The sequence below is a fragment of the Phosphitispora fastidiosa genome, assembly GCF_019008365.1.
In the GTDB taxonomy this organism is placed as follows: domain Bacteria; phylum Bacillota; class Thermincolia; order Thermincolales; family UBA2595; genus Phosphitispora; species Phosphitispora fastidiosa.
In genome coordinates, this window is the sequence record NZ_JAHHUL010000001.1 from 231,053 (window position 1) to 251,859 (window position 20,807).

General features: G+C 44.5%; 22 protein-coding genes. 1 reads left to right on the forward strand and 21 read right to left on the reverse strand.

The genetic code is table 11. The annotated features are described in order from the left end of the window. Positions 1–315: 315 nt before the first annotated feature. From Ga0451573_RS01155 to Ga0451573_RS01245, 19 genes are all read right to left on the reverse strand, one after another. A complete protein-coding gene (locus tag Ga0451573_RS01155) occupies positions 316–660 on the reverse strand; it encodes a DMT family transporter (RefSeq protein ID WP_231682029.1) in 345 nt (114 codons plus the stop codon). Beyond that, positions 660–1,037 (reverse strand): EamA family transporter, encoded by a 378-nt coding sequence (locus Ga0451573_RS01160; protein WP_231682030.1) that lies wholly within the window; start codon positions 1,035–1,037, stop codon positions 660–662. Before Ga0451573_RS01160 ends, Ga0451573_RS01155 begins: the two co-directional genes overlap by 1 nt. Before the next feature lie 34 nt (positions 1,038–1,071). Then, positions 1,072–2,298 (reverse strand): ATP-grasp domain-containing protein, encoded by a 1,227-nt coding sequence (locus Ga0451573_RS01165; RefSeq protein ID WP_231682031.1) that lies wholly within the window; start codon positions 2,296–2,298, stop codon positions 1,072–1,074. Continuing rightward, on the reverse strand, positions 2,295–3,059 hold the full coding sequence (locus Ga0451573_RS01170; RefSeq protein ID WP_231682032.1) for a glycosyltransferase family 2 protein: 765 nt from the start codon (positions 3,057–3,059) through the stop codon (positions 2,295–2,297). Before Ga0451573_RS01170 ends, Ga0451573_RS01165 begins: the two co-directional genes overlap by 4 nt. Before the next feature lie 16 nt (positions 3,060–3,075). Continuing rightward, positions 3,076–4,902 (reverse strand): glycosyltransferase family protein, encoded by a 1,827-nt coding sequence (locus Ga0451573_RS01175; RefSeq protein ID WP_231682033.1) that lies wholly within the window; start codon positions 4,900–4,902, stop codon positions 3,076–3,078. After that, positions 4,899–6,029 (reverse strand): dTDP-4-amino-4,6-dideoxygalactose transaminase, encoded by a 1,131-nt coding sequence (rffA, locus tag Ga0451573_RS01180; protein ID WP_231682034.1) that lies wholly within the window; start codon positions 6,027–6,029, stop codon positions 4,899–4,901. Before rffA ends, Ga0451573_RS01175 begins: the two co-directional genes overlap by 4 nt. A gap of 200 nt (positions 6,030–6,229) precedes the next feature. After that, the gene (locus Ga0451573_RS01185) at positions 6,230–6,733 is read right to left on the reverse strand and encodes a cytochrome c3 family protein (protein ID WP_231682035.1); all 504 of its coding nucleotides are present in this window, start codon (positions 6,731–6,733) and stop codon (positions 6,230–6,232) included. Positions 6,734–6,765: 32 nt separating this feature from the next. Next, positions 6,766–7,617, reverse strand: coding sequence for a C-GCAxxG-C-C family protein (locus Ga0451573_RS01190; RefSeq protein WP_231682036.1), 852 nt, complete (start codon positions 7,615–7,617; stop codon positions 6,766–6,768). A 415-nt stretch (positions 7,618–8,032) separates the two neighbouring features. Beyond that, on the reverse strand, positions 8,033–8,677 hold the full coding sequence (locus Ga0451573_RS01195; RefSeq protein ID WP_231682037.1) for an S-layer homology domain-containing protein: 645 nt from the start codon (positions 8,675–8,677) through the stop codon (positions 8,033–8,035). 126 nt (positions 8,678–8,803) lie between these two features. Continuing rightward, a complete protein-coding gene (locus Ga0451573_RS01200; RefSeq protein WP_231682038.1) occupies positions 8,804–10,996 on the reverse strand; it encodes an S-layer homology domain-containing protein in 2,193 nt (730 codons plus the stop codon). Between the two features lie 130 nt (positions 10,997–11,126). Then, positions 11,127–11,600 (reverse strand): chemotaxis protein CheX, encoded by a 474-nt coding sequence (locus tag Ga0451573_RS01205; RefSeq protein WP_231682039.1) that lies wholly within the window; start codon positions 11,598–11,600, stop codon positions 11,127–11,129. A gap of 20 nt (positions 11,601–11,620) precedes the next feature. Continuing rightward, positions 11,621–11,977: a response regulator gene (locus Ga0451573_RS01210; protein ID WP_231682040.1), complete on the reverse strand. Its 357-nt coding sequence runs from the start codon at positions 11,975–11,977 to the stop codon at positions 11,621–11,623. Between the two features lie 186 nt (positions 11,978–12,163). After that, entirely contained in the window at positions 12,164–13,141 is a 978-nt protein-coding gene (locus Ga0451573_RS01215; RefSeq protein WP_231682041.1) for a DMT family transporter, read from the reverse strand. After that, positions 13,142–13,423 carry a hypothetical protein gene (locus Ga0451573_RS01220; RefSeq protein WP_231682042.1) on the reverse strand — a complete coding sequence of 94 codons (282 nt, stop codon included), beginning with the start codon at positions 13,421–13,423 and terminating at the stop codon, positions 13,142–13,144. Between the two features lie 4 nt (positions 13,424–13,427). Beyond that, a complete protein-coding gene (locus Ga0451573_RS01225; protein ID WP_231682043.1) occupies positions 13,428–14,555 on the reverse strand; it encodes a DUF362 domain-containing protein in 1,128 nt (375 codons plus the stop codon). A 128-nt stretch (positions 14,556–14,683) separates the two neighbouring features. Beyond that, positions 14,684–14,917, reverse strand: a complete 234-nt coding sequence (locus Ga0451573_RS01230) for a hypothetical protein (RefSeq protein WP_231682044.1) — start codon at positions 14,915–14,917, stop codon at positions 14,684–14,686. Positions 14,918–14,977: 60 nt separating this feature from the next. Then, positions 14,978–15,580 carry a DedA family protein gene (locus Ga0451573_RS01235; RefSeq protein WP_231682045.1) on the reverse strand — a complete coding sequence of 201 codons (603 nt, stop codon included), beginning with the start codon at positions 15,578–15,580 and terminating at the stop codon, positions 14,978–14,980. A 73-nt stretch (positions 15,581–15,653) separates the two neighbouring features. Then, positions 15,654–16,586, reverse strand: coding sequence for a TerC/Alx family metal homeostasis membrane protein (locus Ga0451573_RS01240; RefSeq protein ID WP_231682046.1), 933 nt, complete (start codon positions 16,584–16,586; stop codon positions 15,654–15,656). A 178-nt stretch (positions 16,587–16,764) separates the two neighbouring features. Then, positions 16,765–19,248, reverse strand: coding sequence for a heavy metal translocating P-type ATPase (locus Ga0451573_RS01245; protein ID WP_231682047.1), 2,484 nt, complete (start codon positions 19,246–19,248; stop codon positions 16,765–16,767). 251 nt (positions 19,249–19,499) lie between these two features. Here Ga0451573_RS01245 and Ga0451573_RS01250 point away from each other — a divergent pair, with 251 nt between their 5' ends. Continuing rightward, positions 19,500–19,670 carry a hypothetical protein gene (locus Ga0451573_RS01250; protein ID WP_231682048.1) on the forward strand — a complete coding sequence of 57 codons (171 nt, stop codon included), beginning with the start codon at positions 19,500–19,502 and terminating at the stop codon, positions 19,668–19,670. 2 nt (positions 19,671–19,672) lie between these two features. Here Ga0451573_RS01250 and Ga0451573_RS01255 read toward each other — a convergent pair whose 3' ends face one another. After that, positions 19,673–20,074, reverse strand: coding sequence for a formylmethanofuran dehydrogenase subunit E family protein (locus Ga0451573_RS01255; protein ID WP_231682049.1), 402 nt, complete (start codon positions 20,072–20,074; stop codon positions 19,673–19,675). Between the two features lie 37 nt (positions 20,075–20,111). Next, entirely contained in the window at positions 20,112–20,789 is a 678-nt protein-coding gene (locus tag Ga0451573_RS01260; protein WP_231682050.1) for a L,D-transpeptidase family protein, read from the reverse strand. Positions 20,790–20,807: the final 18 nt, after the last annotated feature.

Genomic DNA, 20,807 nt, shown 5'->3' on the forward strand with positions numbered 1-20,807 from the left:
TCCGGGAAATGACCCGTGAAATCTAGTGAGATGTTGTATGAGATTTTCCTTGTACTGACGCCGTTATGAGCCTTGCTGCACAGCGCCGGCAGCAAGGCAGGGAGTCCCCGCCTGTCCGAAGATGGCGAAGACCGCCGGGAAGTTTTGGCCCGCCAAAACGAGAGGCGGCCATCTTATTAGAATAGCCCAATGAGCCATCGAGTTCGGGGACACTGCCTTGATGCCGCGGGATGTCAGCTCAAGCTCATAGGCGGTAGTACGGAAAATCGATACAATAGCTCACCAGATTTCACACGGGTCATTTCCGAGACCTGACTATAATGGGAAAACCAACAGTCCAAGGAAAATCAGCGCCATTCCCATATAGTGATATTTGTTGAGCTTTTCAGCAAAAAATGCCTTCCCGCCAAGGCTGACCAGAACATAATTCAATCCCGTAAAGGCAAAGACAGCTGAAAGCTCCAGCTCTTTTAAGGCCAGATAATAGAAAACCGGTGTGACGATTAGTATAACCCCTGCCAAAATTATGTATCTATTAAAAATCATTATCAAACTGGTTGGTCCTGACCACGTGAAGTTCATATCCAAAGCGCCTCTTTTCGCCAGCAATTGTCCTGCCACTGTGAATAATACCATAAAAAAGACATATAAATAACCCATTATTTTTCTGCTCCTTTTTGCATCCCCACGGAAATTGCAGAAACTCCTAGTATAATAAGTACGCATCCAGTTAACTTACAAAAAGTTAACTGCTCCTGAAAAATAAAATATGAGGCCAACAAGATAAATACAAATGACAGACTCAAAACAGGATAGGCAAAGGATAAGGGTAGACGCCGCAAAACAGCTATCCAGATTATTGACCTGGACAACAGAGCGATATACCCGCTGATTACAAAAATATTAAGAAAATCACCATAAGCGGAACCTATTTTAAACATTATCTGACCGAAGACCATCAGCACAAGTGGAATCAGGACAAGCCAGCAATTTGACCTTATTGGCATATTGCTGCTGCCATGCGGCTTCATCTGCATATTGTCACTCCTATATGGCTTCGTCTGCATATTGTTACTCCCATATTCCATGCATAAGGATATCGGTATTGTTTTCATCAAGTATTGCCATCTGTGAATCAAACCTGTCCAGCATGTTGTTATATTCCAATTGCGAGTCGGTGTAAAAAGCAAAACAGCCAACCCTTGAGGTCGCATTTTTTACGGTGCCGATAACGTCTCCTGAATTCACAAACAGCCTGCCACATCCGGCAAATTCCTCCGGGACTATTATCCTGGTTATCACTCCGGGCCTGGCCAGCATGAAGAATATTGAGCCCATGGCAGCTTTCCGCGCAGCCAGTTCAGGTTCAAAGGTGTTCCTGCCCTCGGCAACAAGGGTGAAATACAGGTCCAGGATATCAATTCCGGTTACCCTGGGGATGATTTCCGACTCAAATCCCCCGCCAATTCTATAGCCAAACTCGATAATTTTTATCCCTGCACTGCCGGCCACAGCCTGAACATATAAAGGACCTTCTCTGATTTTAAATGTGTCTGCAAGTTTATTTATTATCCGGTCAATCTCCTGGTCATAACCGGCGGCGCCCCTGGCCGGGAAACGTTGCTGCTTGCATATTCCCAGGGCTACAGAATCATCGAAATGAAGACGGTCGGTAATCATCAGGGGGTATGCCCTCCCCCCCTTTACCCAGCAGTTGACTGTTATTTCAGCGCCTTTGTAATACTCTTCTAAGATTACTTTCCCGGTACGGCTATATCCCATGGATTCCTCAAAATACCTGTCGATGGTATCAGTGTCTTCCCTCCCGTTGAGCAGAAACACCCCGCGCTGCCCCTGGCTGTCAACCGGTTTTAATACTACCGGATATTTAAGTCCCACACTGCTGTGATCACCCTTTTCTCTGAGCACCCGGAAGTTCGGGCTGGGGATACCTGAACCGGTCATTATTTTCTTCATATACTGCTTGTTGGTCACACTCAGTCCCTGGTCTGCGGTTATAGGATGAGGCAGTCCCAGTTTTTCCGAAACAAAGGCTGCCGTATATACCGGCTGGTCTGTGCCTAAAGTCATGACACAATTTATCCCCATTTCCTCCGCATATTTCAGGTTTTCTTCAAGAGAAAAAGTGCTTGCCCGGAAGAAATTATCTGCCAGAACCCGCCCGGGAGGATTTTTATAGTAATCTGAGAGATGTACCTCATATCCCTTATCTCTGGCCATTTTCAGCAGCGGGACCTGGAGCAGCCCCCCACCCAGAACCAATACTTTTCCCTTCAATCACTTTTCCTCCGTTCCAGGCTTCCAGCCTGTGCTTCCACAACATATGAAAGCCGCTTATTAACAAGCAGTCTCCGTAATACAGGATTTGCATTTATAAACAGCCTGGCAGCCAGTCCGACCATTTTGCCAAAGCTGTAACCACTGTTTCCATACTGTCTTTTCCTATGCTCCACTTCTGTATTGACAACATTCTGGGTAACCCCGAATATAAGAGCCGGGATAAATATATAAGACATTCCTGTACGGAGCATTTTTTCAGCAATTTCCTTTTTCATCAGCCTGAAAGACGACAGGTGTAACCCCTTGGGTTTTTTTGCAAACAGCTCATTTAGCTGCCTCATTAAATCACTGGCCTTTCTGCGGCGCCAGTCATGTTTTTTATTGACTAATCTGGCGATTACAACATCAGCCCCGGATTCGTCCATCTCCCGGATAAGCTTCGGGATATCCTCCGGAGAATGCTGAAGGTCATCATCCATTGTAATAATAAAATCGCCCACCACATAGTACAGGCCGCAAATAGTAGCATTGTGCTGCCCATAATTTGCAGCCAGCTTTATAGCTGCAATCCTGCTGTCAGCGGCAGCCAGTCCCCTGATGATGTCCCAGGAATTATCCTCACTGTGGTCATCAACAAAAATCACTTCGAAACTGCTGTCAATCCGGTCAAAGAGATCTGAAATTCCTTCAGCCAGCGCCGTAACTGTTTCTGCGCCATTATAAACAGGAATTACCACTGAGTACATGATGCCCCCCATAATAATCCGTCTCCTGTTATTTCCCCGGAGGTGTCAGGATCTCAAAAAAACTGTTTTCCCATGCCCTCCGGTAGTTTTGGGCTGCAATAAATTCATTCATAAGCTTCCGCGAACCCTCAAGGTAATAACCATCCCTGAGGGTCTTGCTGTGGGGCCAGTCGAACTTCTCAGTACTTCCCCTGGCCCGGACAATCACCGGAAGTTCCGGTCTTTCCGCCAGGGCCCTGTCCAGCATTTTTTGAAATTTCCCCGGACTATAGAGCATCGGCCAGGAACCGTACAGATAAGGCCTGGTTCCAGTTAAAAAATACACCAGGGGTATCTGTTCATAGGCCAGGAGATAATCCCCTTCTTTTACATATTCGGGCATGATTTCCAGCAGTTCGGTGACGACCTGAGCCCTTTCCCGTGTTGTCAGGACACCCTGAAGCTTTTGATGGCCGACCGGATAAGCCATGCTTAGCCTGTAAGAAGAATCCCGGTAGGTATACCGGTAACCCGCAGCCAGCGTCAGGACAAGCAGTAACACAAAACCCAGTTTAATGGTATAGCTGTAATGCTCTGTTGACAGACCCCACCTGTAATTAAACTCCGCAATACCCTGAACAGCCAGGGGTATTGCCAAGTACATTCCATATACTGAGGTAACATAACCATCTGCTGAACCGGCCGGGACAATCAGGAGAATGATTAATGCCGCCAGCGCTGCTGAACTGCCGGCCCTGCCCGAAATGACGCCATCTGCAGTCATGCCGCTCAGTTTGCGGAAGCGCACCAGGTTTAGTGCCAAACCCAGGAATAAAAGTGCAGATACAACTCCCACCATGCCATACCAATTGCGGTAGAAGTCTTCATAAACAACCAGCGGCAGCAATCCGGCAAGTGTAATAACTCCATAGTGTACATATTTACTGCTCAATGTACTGTTCGATGTACTGTTCAGCTTATTGTTCAATTTTATGTTCAGTTTATCAACCAATTTGAGCACAGCCGACAGAATGCCAAAATACCCCGCCAGCGCTGCCGCCTTCAAAAAACTTATTTTATAAATATCCAGCAGCGCTGCGGTTAACCTGCCGGTGCCGTGATGTCCCTCATTTTCACCAAGCATGACAAGAGTTTCTCCAAATGAAGCCAGGTAACTGTCCAGATGTCCCAGAAACAACATTGCAGTCAGAACTGCCAAAACAGCAGCACCATATCCTGCCAGAAACAGGGAAATCCGTCTTCCCGGTTGGGAAATACCCGCCCTGTCCTGGTAACCGTGAAATAATATGCATACACCCAGCATTAATCCCAAAATATTGGGCAGCCTGATAAACATATTGAGCCCCAGGACTGCCCCTGATATGAACAGGTAATGCTGTTTGCCGTTGTTTAAGCCTGTAAGCAGATAATATGCAGACCATACATAAAAGAATGCTGTAAGAGTGTTATAATTCAGCATAAAACCTGACCTGCCGATAAAGACCATGGCAAAAAACAGTCCGGGAAAAAGGTATTCTTTTTTCACCTGGAATCTCAGAGCCCGGTATGTCATAAAAATTGCTGCATAAGCCAGGATAGCGCCGGCCATCCTGTATCCGGCGACCCCCAGAGAGTCTCCAAAAAAGTGGACCCACAGGCCGCCCAGGATGTTTGTCAGCCAGATGCGGCTGCTTGTTTCGATACTTCGCGGGTCATCAAATACCCAAAGGTAATTCGTCAGGGAAAAACCGGTATCGGTAAAGTCCAGACCCTGCCAGATGTACAAAAGCGGGTAAACTGCAGTCAGCAGAATTATTAAGTGGTACAGTTTGGTACGCTTTTCCTTCACAAACTTCACAACCTTCACAGCCTTCACCGGTAATACCGCTTCAGCAGCCCTGCTGTATACTCAATATCATCAGCAGCCAGCCCATAATACAGCGGCAGCCGCAACAAGCGCTCACTCTCAGTGGTTGTATACCTGTCTTCACCGTGGAAACATCCATACCTGGCCCCTGCAATTGAACTATGCAGAGGGATATAATGGAACACGCTCCTGACTCCGTTATCACTGAGATACCTGATAATTTTGCTGCGTTCCGCTTTATCTTTAAGCTTAATATAAAAAATACTGCCATTATGTTCACAGCCTTGCGGGATCACGGGAAGCTCCAGATACCCGCTGCCGGCAAGAAGCTTGAGGAGTTCATAGTAATACTTCCAGCTTTTCAGCCGGTCATCTTTTATTTCATCTGCCATTTCCAGCTGTGCATATAAGAAGGCTGTATTCAATTCACTTGGCAGATAAGATGAGCCTACATCTGTCCAGGTATATTTATCAACCTCACCCCGTATAAATTCAGAGCGGTTGGTGCCTTTTTCCCTTACTATTTCCGCTCTTTTGACAAAGCTGTCATCATTGACAACTAAGGCCCCGCCTTCCCCGCAGGTATAGTTCTTTGTTTCATGAAAACTGAAGCACCCCAAATTCCCAATAGTACCCAGAGGCATGCCCCGGTAACCGCTCATTACCCCCTGGGCAGCATCTTCAATGACTGTTAGGCCATATCTCCCGGCAGCCTCCATAACTGCCTCCATCTCACAGGCTACACCGGCATAATGGACCGGTACAATCGCTTTGGTTTTTTCTGTAACTGCACCTGGAATCAGTTTTTCATCAATATTCATTGTGTCAGGACGAATATCGACAAAAACAATTCTGGCTCCTCTGAGGACAAATGCATTAGCTGTGGAAACAAAAGTAAATGACGGCATAATTACCTCGTCACCCTGTTTGATACCGGCCAGAATAGCCCCCATTTCAAGAGCATGGGTTCCTGAAGTGGTCATCAGGGCGCTAAAACAGCCCAGTTTTTCCTCAAACCAGTGGCGGCACTTTTCAGTAAATTCACCATCACCTGATAGACTTCTGTTTACGATAACACGTGAGATATAATCAATTTCTTTTCCTGTAACCGGTGGCACATTAAATGGTATCTTCATTTTATTTGGTTCCCCTTATATCATGGTTATCTTGTTTTCCTATTGTTAGCTTCTAAAGCCCATTCCAATCGTATTATTTCGATAGAAAATGACAAAATCCTTGTAATTTTTTTTAAAAACCCGAACTAATAAAGGCCTTGAAGCTTATTCAGGGCTTCAAAGCCTTTATTTAAAATTAATTAACATTGCCCCAAAGGGGTTTAGCCGGGTTGCTTCTCAGGTAAGTGACACTGCTTACAGGCCTCATTCTCAAAACCCTCAAAGTAATTTTTGGTATGCCCCGCTGATTTGTGGCAGGTGAGGCAGTCAAATTTAAACTGCTCATGCTGTTTATGAAAATTGACCACCCTTTCACCATACTCATCCTGCTGAGACATATCATGACATTTAATACATCTGCTTTCCGGCACTTCTGTCTCAACCTCATCCATATTAACATCCTGGGTGAAATGGATATATACTTCCCTGAGCCCGTTGGCCTTAACCTTGGCCTTGGCAATGATTCCTTCATCCGTATGGCATTCATAACAGTGTAACGACTGGTGGACACCGGTATCCCACCCGGCGAAAGCCGTATTCATTTCGTGACAGCTATTACAGAATCCTGTCTTTGATGTATATTCAAGAGCTCCAAAGCTAACTACAGCCAAGATCAGTACTCCTAAGATAATAATAAACATCTTCAGCTTCTTTCCGTCCGCCATGCTGCTTATTTCCCTCCCTCATTCAGTGTCTGTTAATCTTTCTTGGTATGGTCATCGTGGCAATCGATGCAGTTCATTTTACCCTGTTCGTTGTCCAGCAGACTCTTTTCTCCCTGATGGCAGGCCATGCAGTGGGAGTATTCGTTAGAGACTTTGAATGCGGGAACAAACTTTTGCTCCATTGCTGCATTGAGAAGTTCGGCAGTACGTGCCGCAGTGTCACCGCTGAGCTTGGCACAGCGTTCTTTTTTCGCTTTTTCATTAATCCTGGCATCGGCCGCATTTGCCCATGTACTCACAGAAACATGGCAAAGCGGGGAATTTGCTACTGTTGTAATCTGATTCTTAATTTCACAGTATCCTTCGTGTTTATTGGAAGGGAACGGGAACTCAGTGTACCATCCCATCAACTCATTACCAAGGTCAGCATGGTTCTCTGCTGCCAGGTTTAGAATCAGCAGGGCGCCATTTAAGGCGCCGCAGAGAGTTCCCCAGCTATAAGCGCCGCCGGCCCCATACATAAACATCTCTTTAGGCAGAGTATTCCAAGGCCCGCCAACAGTCTCCTGCAGTGTTTCCAAAAGGGCGTTTCCGGCAGCATACATACAGCCGCCTTTTTTATAGTTCTCATACCCTCTTTTTCTGACCAATTCCACATCAAGTTTCTTATAAGTCCACGGCACAGCAGCAGTTTCACCTTTGGCAGTACCGGAAGTCTTTACTGCACCGGCATCAGTTGGCGCAGTTGTGCCACATCCCACTATACCGGTAGCCAGCATACCTGTTGCCAGCGCCCCGGCACCCAGCAGAAATTTTCTCCTTGTAAGGCTCTTGGCCTGTTTCTCCAGACCCTCTTTGTCTGTGTTAATCTTTTCTTCCAACATCAAAACAACCTCCCTCTGTTCTCTAGTAGTTATACTTCCTTCCCAATCACAATCTCCCGCCATTCAAAAAAAACAGACCACCTCTTTCTATTTTTTACAATTCGTTTTATTAAACATAGGTATATTTGTTATTTAATTACATGTTGTGTTTCTTATATACTAAGTTCTATATCTCATTGTCGCAGATTTACTCTATGTGCCTTTCTTAACATTCTATCATAAATTCAAAATTCCTGCTACAGCAGGTAATGTTTTTTCATTTTACGTATATACTTAGTTTGTTGAATTTTTCTAATTTTTTTATTTTTAAAACAATTCAGCCCGAGTTTATTTTTTTTGGAATAAAAAAAGAGGTAGATGTATGCCGGGCGACATCGTCTGTCTCCTGGACCATCTACCTCTAAAACTTTTTTTGCTAACCCTCTGCTACCCTGATGAGAATGGCTGTTATCTCAGCCCTGGTAATATTCCTGGCTGGTTTAAAAGTCCCGTCGGGATAACCGTTGATAATACCCTGCTGAACACAAAGATTTATGCTTTGGGTAAACCTGGCGCTGCTGATATCGGAGAACCCCGAATCCGTGATTTTTATGCCGGAAAAATCGGTATGCTGTTTGATGATGGCATGAATAATAGCCACAACCTCTTCTCTGGTAATTTTCTTTTCCGGTAAGAAACCTGCACTAAATATATTCTGTGCATCCTGACCACTCATATGGCTTAGCATATCCTTTGCCGCCCCGTATGCCCAGTGCCCCTTATTCATATCAGCGAGTATCCTGGAGTTGTCATACATATTTCCTTCAGGGTAAAGGTCTCCTGCCATCCTGCTCATAATGGCAGCGAATTCTGCTCTGGTGATGTTGTTTTCGGGCTTAAAGGTTCCGTCAGGATAACCATTAATATATCCTAATTGTTTTAATTTGTTTATTTCTTCATAAGCCCAGTGTGAAGACGCCAGGTCTTTGAACTGCCCCGCCCATGAGGCAAAGAGGAAGGTAGAGCTTAGGGCGGTTGTCACAGCAAGGATTAATATAAGCAGGGAGGCCTTCTTAATCATGGTAAATTCTCCTCATTAGGGTCGATTTTGATGAACATAACTATTTTTGATATATTTATCCTATTTGACTATGGATGCAGTTTTACCTCCCCAAAGAGGCATGAAATATATGGTAAATCAATTGCCTTATCTTGCATTAAGGAAATTATGTATAGTCACTGCCGCCTGCCCTCTGGTAAGCTGTCCCGTTGGGTTGAAGTACCCGTTGTTTCCCTGGACAATGTTCAGACCATAAGCTACGGCCACATAACCGAACAGTTTTCTGTCGATCTTGGCAGCATCTTTAAAGGGCAGAGTAAAAATTCCTTTGTCAATTTCGGCAACCCTTGAGTAGTTTAGGGACCTGATAATAAACTTAACCGCATCCTGTCTTGTCATAAACGAATCAGGAGCCTGCTCACCTTCACGGACTACGCCCCTGCTGATAAGATTAGCGTAGAGTTCATTGTCTTTTTCCTTATCCGTTTTGTTCGGGTAATATGAATTGATAGTTTTCTCCAGTAAATAGAGGAACTCCCTCTGTGTTATCTTATTATCAGGCTCAAATTTTTCCCCTGGCAGCGATATGCCAAAGGTAGCCAGTTCCATAATCTTATTTTCTGCATAGTGTCCGCTGATATCTGTATATTGGTTTACATTATTTAAACTATAAGGTTCAGCATTGTAGTCAAGAATTACCCCGCTGTAAGGGTCAATATTTGCCGGAACGCCAGTTTTTAGGGCATAAACAAGTTTTACATTGTCTTCAAGTCCTTCATAAGGAGGAGGCATTATTTTAGCTGCGGCATCCTCTTTCCGGTACGGCGTATACTGCAGCTGCAGTCCCACCTTTTCCAGCAGGGAGGTATTGGCATCAGCAAGGGTGAGTATTCCGTCAGTTTTGGGAAGCTCTCCCTTGTACCAGTTAAATGAGTAGCTGATGACACTTCCCGTCACCGTATCAACAGCAACATTAAAACCGTTATCAGGGAAGTATGCGCCATTGGTCTTGCGTTCAAAGGTAAAATAGTACTGCCTTGGTTTTTCACCCTCTATTGTCAGTGGTCTGACCGGCTGATTCCAGGTAACATACTCGGTTTCAATATACCTTTGCGGCTGCAGGGCTTTAATATAATCAGTGGCAATCTTTAATGACTGTGCTTCATTATACCTGGGCTGCTTACTCACTTCCGAATACTCGGATTTATAGAAGTTAACCAGTTCCCCCGTTTTGGCATCAATACTCACACTGTAATTTTCACCGGGTACGAAATAACTGTCCCTGGTCACACTGTCCTTGGCGGACTGCTCCTTGGTAAAGTAAATATTCCATAAGTAATCCTGGTTATTTATCCAGTTTTTATACAGGTTTATATTAGTTACCTTAAGGTCATTTCCAATATTGAGCGCTTTCCTTGCGGTCTCCTCTGCTTTGTCTTCATTCATAATGCCGGCAGCATTCTCAATCGCTTCACGTTCTTTGGGTGTCAGGGAAACTCCCTCATTTCCTCCGCCATAGCTGTGCATGCCGGAATCTGCCATTTTCCTTTCACCGGCGCCGCCTTCATTATAAATTCCGTAATAGGGGTCGGCAACAAATACTTCGCCTGTAGCGGCATCAATCGAATGATTATAATATACATTGGTATAAACCAGATAAGGATTGTACTTATCAGGTTCCCATTTGATTTTGTACTGCAATTTGAGCCCCAGTTCCTGAACATAAATCTTTTGTGCCTCTTCAAGAGTTATAATACCAGTGACATCCGGGAAATCAAGTTCATAATTCCATGAACAATTGTAGCTTTCCACTTTACCGGTTACATTGTTCACCGATACATGGACATTGTTCATGTAATAGGGAACTCCCTTTTCGATCCTGTTGTACCTGAAATAATATGACGATTCATTTACATTCAAACGCTGGTCTTCTTGTTGATACTGGAGGTTTTCAAATGGTATTGCATTAATTTTCTTAATGAAGTCTTCCGCTTTTGTTCGGGCGTCTTCCTTATTTATTGCCGGAAGCTTCGGTCTGTAATCTACCGGAGCAGGACTATAGGAATAATATCCGGTAATCTTGCCCAAGGTATCAATTGACACATTTTTACTGCCCAGCCGATTACTTTCGTCATTCCACATCAGTTCAAAAATAGTCCTTTCACCCTGTTTATGCATGTTGTAGCTGAAATTGTCATATTCATCAGAGATTTCAAAAACGGTTTTAGCAGTTTCGATGGCTTTTTCCAGATCCCGGTCATACTGGGCAAAACTATAAGCCGGGAAAAGGAAGGTGGTGACAAAAACGATCACCAGTAACAACGCAAGAGCCCTCTTCATTTTTACTCCCCCTCAAAATTATTTGAAATTCTTTTCATTATTTATGACGGCAGCAGATGAAAAATGTTCCATTTTCCAAGAGTGTTTTTCAAAAAAAAACAAGCTGTCCCATGACAGCTGTTATGTAAAACTATTTTTTGTTCTCGCGCAAAGCCACACTAATTTCCATGTCTCCAACATCTGTCTTCAGCGGAACCTGCAGACGCTGTATATTTATTGTCGAAATCATTACCCCCCGGCCGGTAATTACGGTAGGTGGGGCCAAAGTACAGGGATACCCGGCCTTTTCAAGTTCTGTACTGGCAATACCGGTAACCACATTTCCCATTTCTGCAATTGCTGATTCTACCATAGCGTCAATTACCGGGACAGGCTCACCCAGCACCCCGGAAACAAAGTTTTTCACAGCCCTTTCCGAAAGGCCGAACATTACAATCCCCTGGACAGCTCCGGTTACACCAATGAGCACGGTCATATCCAGGGCGGTATAAGAGGACTTTTGCATGGTCAGACTGCCTATCTGGATGCCTATCGGTTTCCCCAGTTCCTGGCTTAAAACCTGTTTTGTTGCTATGATAAAGGGGTTAATAAATTCTGCCTTCAAATCGTCTCCTCCTCCTCAGTTTAGCCTACAAAACGTTTAATAGATGATATTATTTTATCAGGCTGATAGGGTTTAACAATAAAATCCTTAGCTCCTGCCTTAATAGCAGCCATAACGGTATTCTGCTGCCCCAGTGCACTGCACATTACAATCTTTGCCCCGGGATCATACCTGGTGATTTCTGCTAAAGCAGCCAGCCCATCCATAACGGGCATGGTAATGTCCATTAATACCATGTCAGGCTTAATCTGAGCATATTTTTCCACAGCTACCTGACCATTTTCTGCTTCTTCAACATTGTAACCGTTTTCTTTTAGCAGTTTAGCTACTCGCATTCTCATAAATGCGGCGTCATCAACAACAAGAACCGTCGCCATTTGAGAGTCCTCCTTTTCTGTCACTCACCCTAAGTAAAATTCTAACCTAATTTTTAGCAACTGTCTACATAAGTTGTTACACAACAACAAATTTTGGCATGTTTTTTTCAACATAATTATACTTGGCTGGGTAACTTCACCCAACTAAAAAGGACTCTGCTCCTTTTTAGTTCGACACAAAGTCCGTTAAATCCTCTCTTTCGCGCTTATCATTTCCGGCTTCTGATCTCTGTTAACCGCAATTGTTCCCATTGTTACCAGCAGCAGGCCGCCAAGCACTATCAAATCAAAACTTTCACCCGGTATAAAAACTGATGACAAAAGCACCCCTGATACCGGAATCATGAATTGGTAAATGCCAATTTCCCCTGCTTTGTTGTATTTCAGCAGTGAGTACCACAGGGAAAATGACACTGCAGAAAGAAATGCTAAGTACGCCAATAAGACCCAAGCTGTTGTGGTAAATGAAAGGGATTGGGGCTTTAGCCCTGTCAGCCCAAACATAATCATTAAGACTGAACCAAACAGCATCTGCCATCCGGTAACCAATAAAGGATGCAAACTTCCGGACAGCCTCTTGCCCAAGATAAGTCCCACTGCACTGAGAAAACCCGCCATGATTAGGGCGCCATCCCCCTGCCAGGTAAAAACAAGGTTAAAGTGCTTATCCGAATTAACCAGGATTATTCCCGCTAAGCCTGCTGCCATGCCGAAGACCTTGTTCCGGTTAAGCTTATCATTCTGATAATAATAATGAGCCAGTAAGACAACAAAAAATACTCCGCTGGAAGCAAGCACAGACCCCTTCATCCCTGAGGTGTGAGCGAGTCCATAATAAAAAAAGGAATACTGTAGTCCTGTCTGCACTAGGCCAAGGATCAGCAGTTCAGCAATCAAATGCCGCTTTACTTTTATCGGCTGCCTTTGGAGTAAAATCACAATAAATAACAAAACGGCAGCCAGGAAAAACCTCATGCCGGCCAGGACAATTTGGGCAGAGAAGTCCTCCGGAAGCATACCAAGTTCGTCATAGCTGATTTTAAGTACGGGAAAGGCGCTTCCCCAGAGTACTGAACAAAATACGGCAATTGCCAGAACTCCATATTTGTTGGTAAGCAATTTAGCGGGTTGGTAATTAAAAATCTTATGTTTTAGAGTTTTCATCTATTTAAATATGATGCTGCATACCTGTGCAGAACCGCTGGCAACAATGGAATTAATTATCATTAGAATCCCGAAGGCCGGGAGACTCAGCACAAGAATCATTTTTTTCCTGTCCGGATTATCATAAATCAAGGTCCGGATAATTGCCGTTATCACTCCCAGGGTAACAAGAAAAACCGCTAGAAGACCTACAAATATATCCACGAAAACGGAATGTAACAACAGAACCAACAAATTAAGAACAACAAAATTTATGACCAGTATTTTGGAATAGACATTCATCCGGTTACCTCCCCGTATCACTATCTTGAGTCACAGAATTCGACAAATCTGTGGATATACCTTCTGCCAAATTTATAATCTCATATTGAGTTTTTCCCAGACCAATTTTTTCGGCATGGCTTATCTGGTTGTTATAGTCGTTATCAGGCCATAATTCCCTGAGAATATCTTTCCCTGCTTCTTGTTTCAGGATATCAGCTGCAGCCCGATCGACTGCAACAGGGTCATAAGAAGCAAGAATGCCAATATCCCGGGTAATCCTATCCTGAGCTTCATTCAAACAGTCACATTCCCTGGTTATATGTGTCAAAAAGGTGATATAACAGACTTTACCCTGCTTATTTTTAACCGCCCCTAAGGCATATTCCGCCATTTTTTCCTGAAGCATTCTGCTGGTGCCCCTGAACGAATGATTAATAGCCTCATGCCTGCAGGTTGCAATACACTCAGCACATCCATAGCATTTTTCCTTATCTATCCTGGCAACCCCATCATAAAGCCCGATGGCGTCTTTTGGACACCACTCCATACAGCTCATGCATCCTCTGCACTTATCAGCCGCCACCTCAGGTTTTACATCAGCATGCTGTACTTGTTTTCCGCTGCGGGGAGCAGCCCCCATAGCCACATTTTTTATAGCCGCTCCCATACCGCTGAGAATATGTCCGGTTACATGGCTCAACACGACCATCGATTCACTATGGAGAATGTCATTAGCTATTTTTACCGATTTTAGATGGATACCTTCAACAGCTATCTCCGAAAAGTTCTTCGACAGCAAACCATCGGCAATAATCACAGGAACACCCAGGTTTTCTATACTAAACCCATGCCTGTAAGCCTGCATCAGATGGTCAACGGAGTTCTGCCTCTGTCCCTTGTAAAGCGTATTTGTATCTGTGAGGAATGGCTTGGCTCCTGTAGCAGCTATCCTTTCCAACAGCGGCCTAATCCAAGCAGGTCTAATATGTCCGATATTGTTTTCCTCACCAAAATGGATTTTAACGGCAGTATATTCCCCCTCTTCAAACATATCCGGAAATCCCGCCGTTTCATAAAGCAAGAGTACTTTTTCGGCTACCGCGGCATCAGCCGCCATGTCTTCCAGCCTGCAAAACCAAACCTTACTCATTAATCACACCTCCGACCTTTCCATCACCTAACTCCGTGCTTATTGATAACCAATTTGCTATAAACTAATTCGGGAACAAAAAAATATCTCCTTCCGGAGAAATTTTTTTATGCCTGTCAGGCATCTCTCTATTGGAGCAGATGTCTTTTGGCAATAATGTTATAAGCTGTCCCGTCCGATACCTTGGGAAGGTAGTCAAACCCGTGATTCAGGAGTTCTTCTACAAGCCTGTCTGTACTTTGGGCATCCATGGTATCCACTATAATTGTGAGCTCCGCATCAGGCCCCAGCCTGGAAATGGTATCTTTAAGCTTATGCACCCCATCCTCATTGCCTATTCTTAAATCTAGAGTTATGTTCATCTTAAACCTCCGGTTTTTTAGCAGGTAGTATACCCTCTTACCAGAAAATTTATCCGGTGGCTAACGTCTTTTTCGTTTTCTGATAACAAGAAATAGGGCTGCAAATAGTCCGATAACTGCAAAAACAATGATATTGAACTCATGAAGGTGTTTCTGCAGCACATCCCACTTATCGGTAAAAATATACCCCAGGTACACCAAGGCAAGGTTCCATGGCAGCGAACCCAAAAATGAATAAAAGGAAAACTTGAAAAAATCCATTTTGGCTATTCCGGCCGGCAGAGAAATAAATGTCCTGACTGCCGGAAGCATTCTGGACAGGAAAACTGTGATTTCCCCGCGCCTGGCAAACCAATAATCGGCTTGGTTAAGATGCTTTTTGGACAAAAAAATGTACCTGCCATATCTGTCTATAAAAGCCCTGCCGCCATATCTGCCCACAGCGTATGCCAGCCAGCTTCCCGACAGGTTCGCTACAGATGCCACCAATGCAGCCTGCATTATACCGAGCTTTCCCTTGGCAGCCAGGTGACCGGCATATGGCATGACAATTTCACTGGGAATTGGAATACAGGCGCTTTCAAGGGTCATCATAACATATATCGCTAACAGTCTATATTGCTCAAGATCATTTTTTAGTATCTGCTCCAGCCACGAAAACATTTTTTACCTCCGCCCTTATAATATATACAGCTTTTATTGCATTTTTATTCGGGCCTTATTAGCATATTCATGTTTATTGGCCACTTTCGTGTTCATTAGCCACTTTAGTGCTGGGAAACACCAATGAAGCTATGACACTAAGGAGAATTATACTGAATATAATTACAACTGACATCACCAGGGGTATCTCTATATGGAAAAAAAGTATGCTCAGTTTAATCCCGGTGAAGGTTAGGATTACAGCTACGCCGTACTTGACAAAGCGAAATGCATTATGGACTCTTTCCAGAACAAAATAAAGATTCCTCAGTCCCAGTATGGCAAAAATATTTGATGCATACACAATAAAAGGGTCTGTTGTTATTGAAAATATCGCCGGTATTGAATCGATGGCAAATAAAACGTCTGACCCTTCAATAAGGACCAGAATTGCAAACAGGGGTGTTGCATGAAGAACACCGTTTATTTTGACAAAAAACTTTTCTCCGTCTAATTCCCGGGAAATGGGCATGATTTTACCCAAAATTCTAAGCAAAACGCTGTCGGAACGACATTCTTCAGCCTCTTTGGACAAAAACATTTTTATGCCGCTCAGAATCAGAATTACCCCAAAAATGTACAATACCCAGTGAAACCGGTTTACAATGGAAACCCCCAGAGCAATAAAAATCAGTCTAAGGACAACCGCCCCGATTATGCCCCAGTTGAGCACCCTTCTTTGATAAGTCGGCGCAATGCAGTAGCTTGAAAAAATGAGCAAAAACAGGAAGAGGTTGTCTAAACTAAGACTAAGCTCAATAATATACCCACCCAGAAATTCAAGCGCCTTTTGTTTGCCTAAGAAAAAGTAAACTCCAACGTTAAAGGAAAGCGCCAGGGCCATCCAAAACCCGACCCACCTAATAGCTTTTTTGATTGACATTTTGCCTGCCCCCTCTACAGCAATCATACCCCCGAGATGCAAAAACAAACCGCAAATAGTATGCAAAATTAAAAAACTCCACATCCACACATTTACGGCGGATGCAGAGTCTCACTAGACCTTTGGCCGGCAAAGCCGGGCTTACGCCGTACTGACGACTTTGCTTCCCGTGGTGAAACGGGCAGTTACTCCCTCTGTCCAACTAATATTTTATTCTATTAGGGACAAAGATTCAACATATATTTGTATAAACCTGTTAATTTCAGGCTGAAATCTTTTTGGCAAAGCCCTTTAACAACAGGGAATTAAGTACCACCGAAACAGAAGAAAATGCCATGGCCAGGCCAGCCCACTCAGGTGGCAGCAGTTTTCCCGTTAGTGGATAGAGAACTCCGGCAGCCACCGGAATACCAATCATATTATAAATCAGGGCCCAAAACAGATTCTGCTTTATTTTGACCAAGGTTTTGCGCCCCAGCCTGACAGCACGTTCTACATCCATAATATCGTTTTTGACCAGAACCACGTCACCGGTTTCCTTGGCCACATCTGTCCCTGAGCCAATGGCAATACCTATATCAGCCTGGGCCAGAGCAGGAGCGTCATTGATGCCATCACCCACCATGGCAACCTTGAGTCCCATCTCCTGATAGCGCTTGATATTTTCAATTTTATCCTGGGGCAGAACTTCTGCAACAACTTCATCGATACCAGCCTGTGCGCCGACAACTGAAGCCACCTTTTTATTGTCACCGGTAATCATAAAAGTCTTCAGACCCAGGTTATGAAGCCTTTTTACGGCCTCAGCCGCGTTTTCCTTGAGCACATCCGAAAGAGCGATAAGTCCCGCAATCCTGCCATCATAAGCCAAAAACATGGTTGTCTTCCCTGACTCTGCCAGTCTGCTAAAATCCCTGTCGGCAGCTTCTGTGTCAATATTGTGTTTCCGCATCAGTTTCAGATTGCCTATGAGCAGCTTTTTGCCCTCAAGGGTACAGATAATTCCATAACCGCTTTCTTCAGTGTAATCTTTAACCTCACTTATCTCTACATCATCCCGGTTAGCTTTAGCAACTACAGCCTGGGCCAAAGGATGAATTGAAGGCGCCTCACCGGCTGCTGCAATTTTCAATACTTGAGCTTCGCTATATGGTGGATAAGCTGCAATATCAGTTACTTCAGGGGCGCCCTTGGTAAGTGTCCCTGTTTTATCAAACCCAATAGCCTGCAAACCTGCAATACCTTCAAGCACAGCCGCAGATTTAAATAATATCCCCCTATTTAAGCCGACTCCACTGCCAACCATTATGGCTGTAGGAGTCGCCAATCCCAGGGCACACGGACAGGCAATTACGAGCACGGCTATAGTTGCCGTAAATGAGAAAACAAAATCGGCCTGCAGCAGAAAATACCACGTAACAAAGGTAACAACTCCAAGAGACACAACTGTAGGCACAAAATAATTTGAGATGGTATCTGCAAGGCGCTGAATGGGCGGTTTGACACCCTGAGCGTCCTCCACCATCTTAATAATCCCTGCCAAAACAGTATCCTTCCCGGTTTTTTCTATTTTAACTCTGATACTTCCTGACCTGTTAATTGTAGCCCCGATAACCTGGTCTCCCGGCCCCTTCTCTACCGGAATGGACTCTCCGGTGAGCATTGATTCATCTATACTTGCCTTGCCCTCGGTAATTTCGCCGTCAAGAGGGATCTTTTCCCCCGGTTTTACGATAACTGTATCTCCTGGCTGCACCTCAGATGCCGCAATTTCCCGTTCCACTCCGTCAACAAGAATACGCGCCCGGTCGGCCTGCAGTTCCAGAAGCTTTTTCAGGGCCTGTCCGGCCCTTCCCTTCGCCCTTGCCTCAAGAAACTTCCCAAAACGGATAAACATAATCAGCAGCATTGAGGTATCAAAAAAAGTAGGTCCATGAAAAAACACCTCCGGAAAGGTTGTCAGGACACTGTACCCGTAGGCCGAAGTTATCCCAATGGCCACCAGAACATCCATATTTGCAGACCTGTTCTTTAGGGAGTGGAAGGCACCCCGGTAAAAGGTCCAGCCAGCCGTAAACTGCACAACTGTGGCCATAACCAGGAGGGTGTACATTACTGTCGGCGTCATCTCTACAAGATACATCAGAGGCATCACCGGAAGCGCCAGGACTGCAGTGAATATCAGCCAGTTTCGCTCTCTCACTGTTGTCCGGTCATCTTCGCCGGCTCCATCTTTTTCTAGCGGAGTATAACCCGCATCCTTGACCCGGTCATATATTGAGTTAATATTTATCAGCTCAGGGTCATAGGCAACGGTTACCGACTCAGTGGCAAAGTTGACCGCAGCGTTGCTGACACCCGGAGCATTCCTGAGGGCCTTTTCTATGGAAAGGGCACAGTTAGCACAAGTCATGCCGCTTACTTTGAATTGCGTCTTGCCTTCATTTACTGCTGCTGTGTTTTGCAAATCAGACTCGTTATCCAATCCCGAAACCGGTTGTCTTTCATTACCGGAAACTTCTTTTTCCCCCACAGAATACCCAGCTTCTCTCACAGCATCTTTTACTTGGTCCAAATTGACCAATTCAGGGATGTATTTAAAAATTGCCTTAGATTCCTTCAGGTCAACTTGCACATCGGATATCCCGTTTAACCCTTCCAGGGCCTTTTCTACTCTTCTGACACAGTGCTGGCATGTCATCCCAGATACATCCAGCTCTATTTGTTTCATTTTCCTGCTGCTCATTGGTCTCACTCCCTCATACCCTTACCCGGTATGTTTTCTAAATTTTACCGCCTTTTTTATTTAAAGTCAACTTTATAAGGAAATACTTTCATTAAGTGTTTTTCCTGTTTTGCTTATTATGCACAATCCCCTTTTTTGTTATCAAGGCAATGGTTTTAATAGTAGTGCGTTTTTTTGCTAAAAGAGCTCAACGCATATATCCCATCATGTGCGGAACAATAAAAGAAATAATATTCTTTGGAGGAGATAATGTGGCAGAAAAAAAGAAAGAAGCACCTAAGGCCTCTTATGATGGGGTACACAATATGTATTCCGGTGTTTATGACACATATTCAGGAGTTCATGAGGATTATCCCGGTGTGGGTACAAATGGAGAGGCCGCAGAGACAGAAGAGCCTAATCCCACAGAAGAAACCGTTTGAAATTACGCTTCAAAAAACGGTTCTGCCATGAACAGCAGGTTTCCCGGCAGTTCCATGATATATTTTTCGGCCTGTTCCTTATCTTTGGGGAGTTGAGATATAATAACCGGATTTAGCTTCAGGCTGATGCCTTCATCTTCATCATAGTTAAAAAATGACCAATATTGCCCCTTCCCCTCCCGAACCACAAGTCTGCCGTTTTCCGTGGTACAGTTGAGCAGGTAACTGACGGCATCATTGCCACACCCGCCTTTGTCTATGATTACTTTCATGTTTTCCGACATGCCGATTATATCAACAGCATACTTACATGCCCTATAGCCCAGCAGGACACCAAAGCAGAGATGCCCGTGGTGCTCCATAAGGCCCCTGATTTCTTCAGGAAGATCTTTGTATTCCATCATTATCCTCCATTCTTCCAACCCTTTGTCTTCATTCAGGTTATTGTTTTATAATAACTTCTGTCCCTTCATTGACATACTCAAAAATTTCTTCGGCATCTTTTGAATAAAGTCCGATTGACCCTCCGGTCCAGGAATTGCCCATAAACGGCCCCCAACCGCCATGAATGGCTATGCCCCCGCCCATCTCGGTATCCTGTGGAGGGGTGACCCCTTTGTTTTCGGCATTTTCGATGGCCAGGAAGTCCTTGCTTGTTATCAGCCCCTGGTGTAAACCCTTTAGGGCATATTTTCTGTTGGGGTAATTCAACATCATTAGCCGTGAACCATAAAAACGTTTAGGGGGAGAATAACTGTCCTTTTCCGTGATTTTGAACTCCCCCAGGGGTGTTTTGCCATCCCCGGCCTTCTCCTTATCTGCCAGAGGGTGTTTTCCCAGAGAGACCGGATATTTTTTCAGGACATCATTACCGGCATACAAAACCAATAAATACTCCGATTTAATTATTTCGACCCGGATGCCGGCATCCGGCACTGCCGCCAGGCCCTTTTCAGCTGCAATCGTGGTTACCGGCTTGTGAGGCTCCCCGGTTACTGTATCTTTTATAAAAGGGGACAACAGGGTTCCCTGGTAAGCCCATAAATTATATGCACTAATCACCAGAACAATTCCGGCCAGAGTAGATATAATTATTTTCTTCAGCCTGTTTTTCGACAAGTAGAGACCTCCTGACAG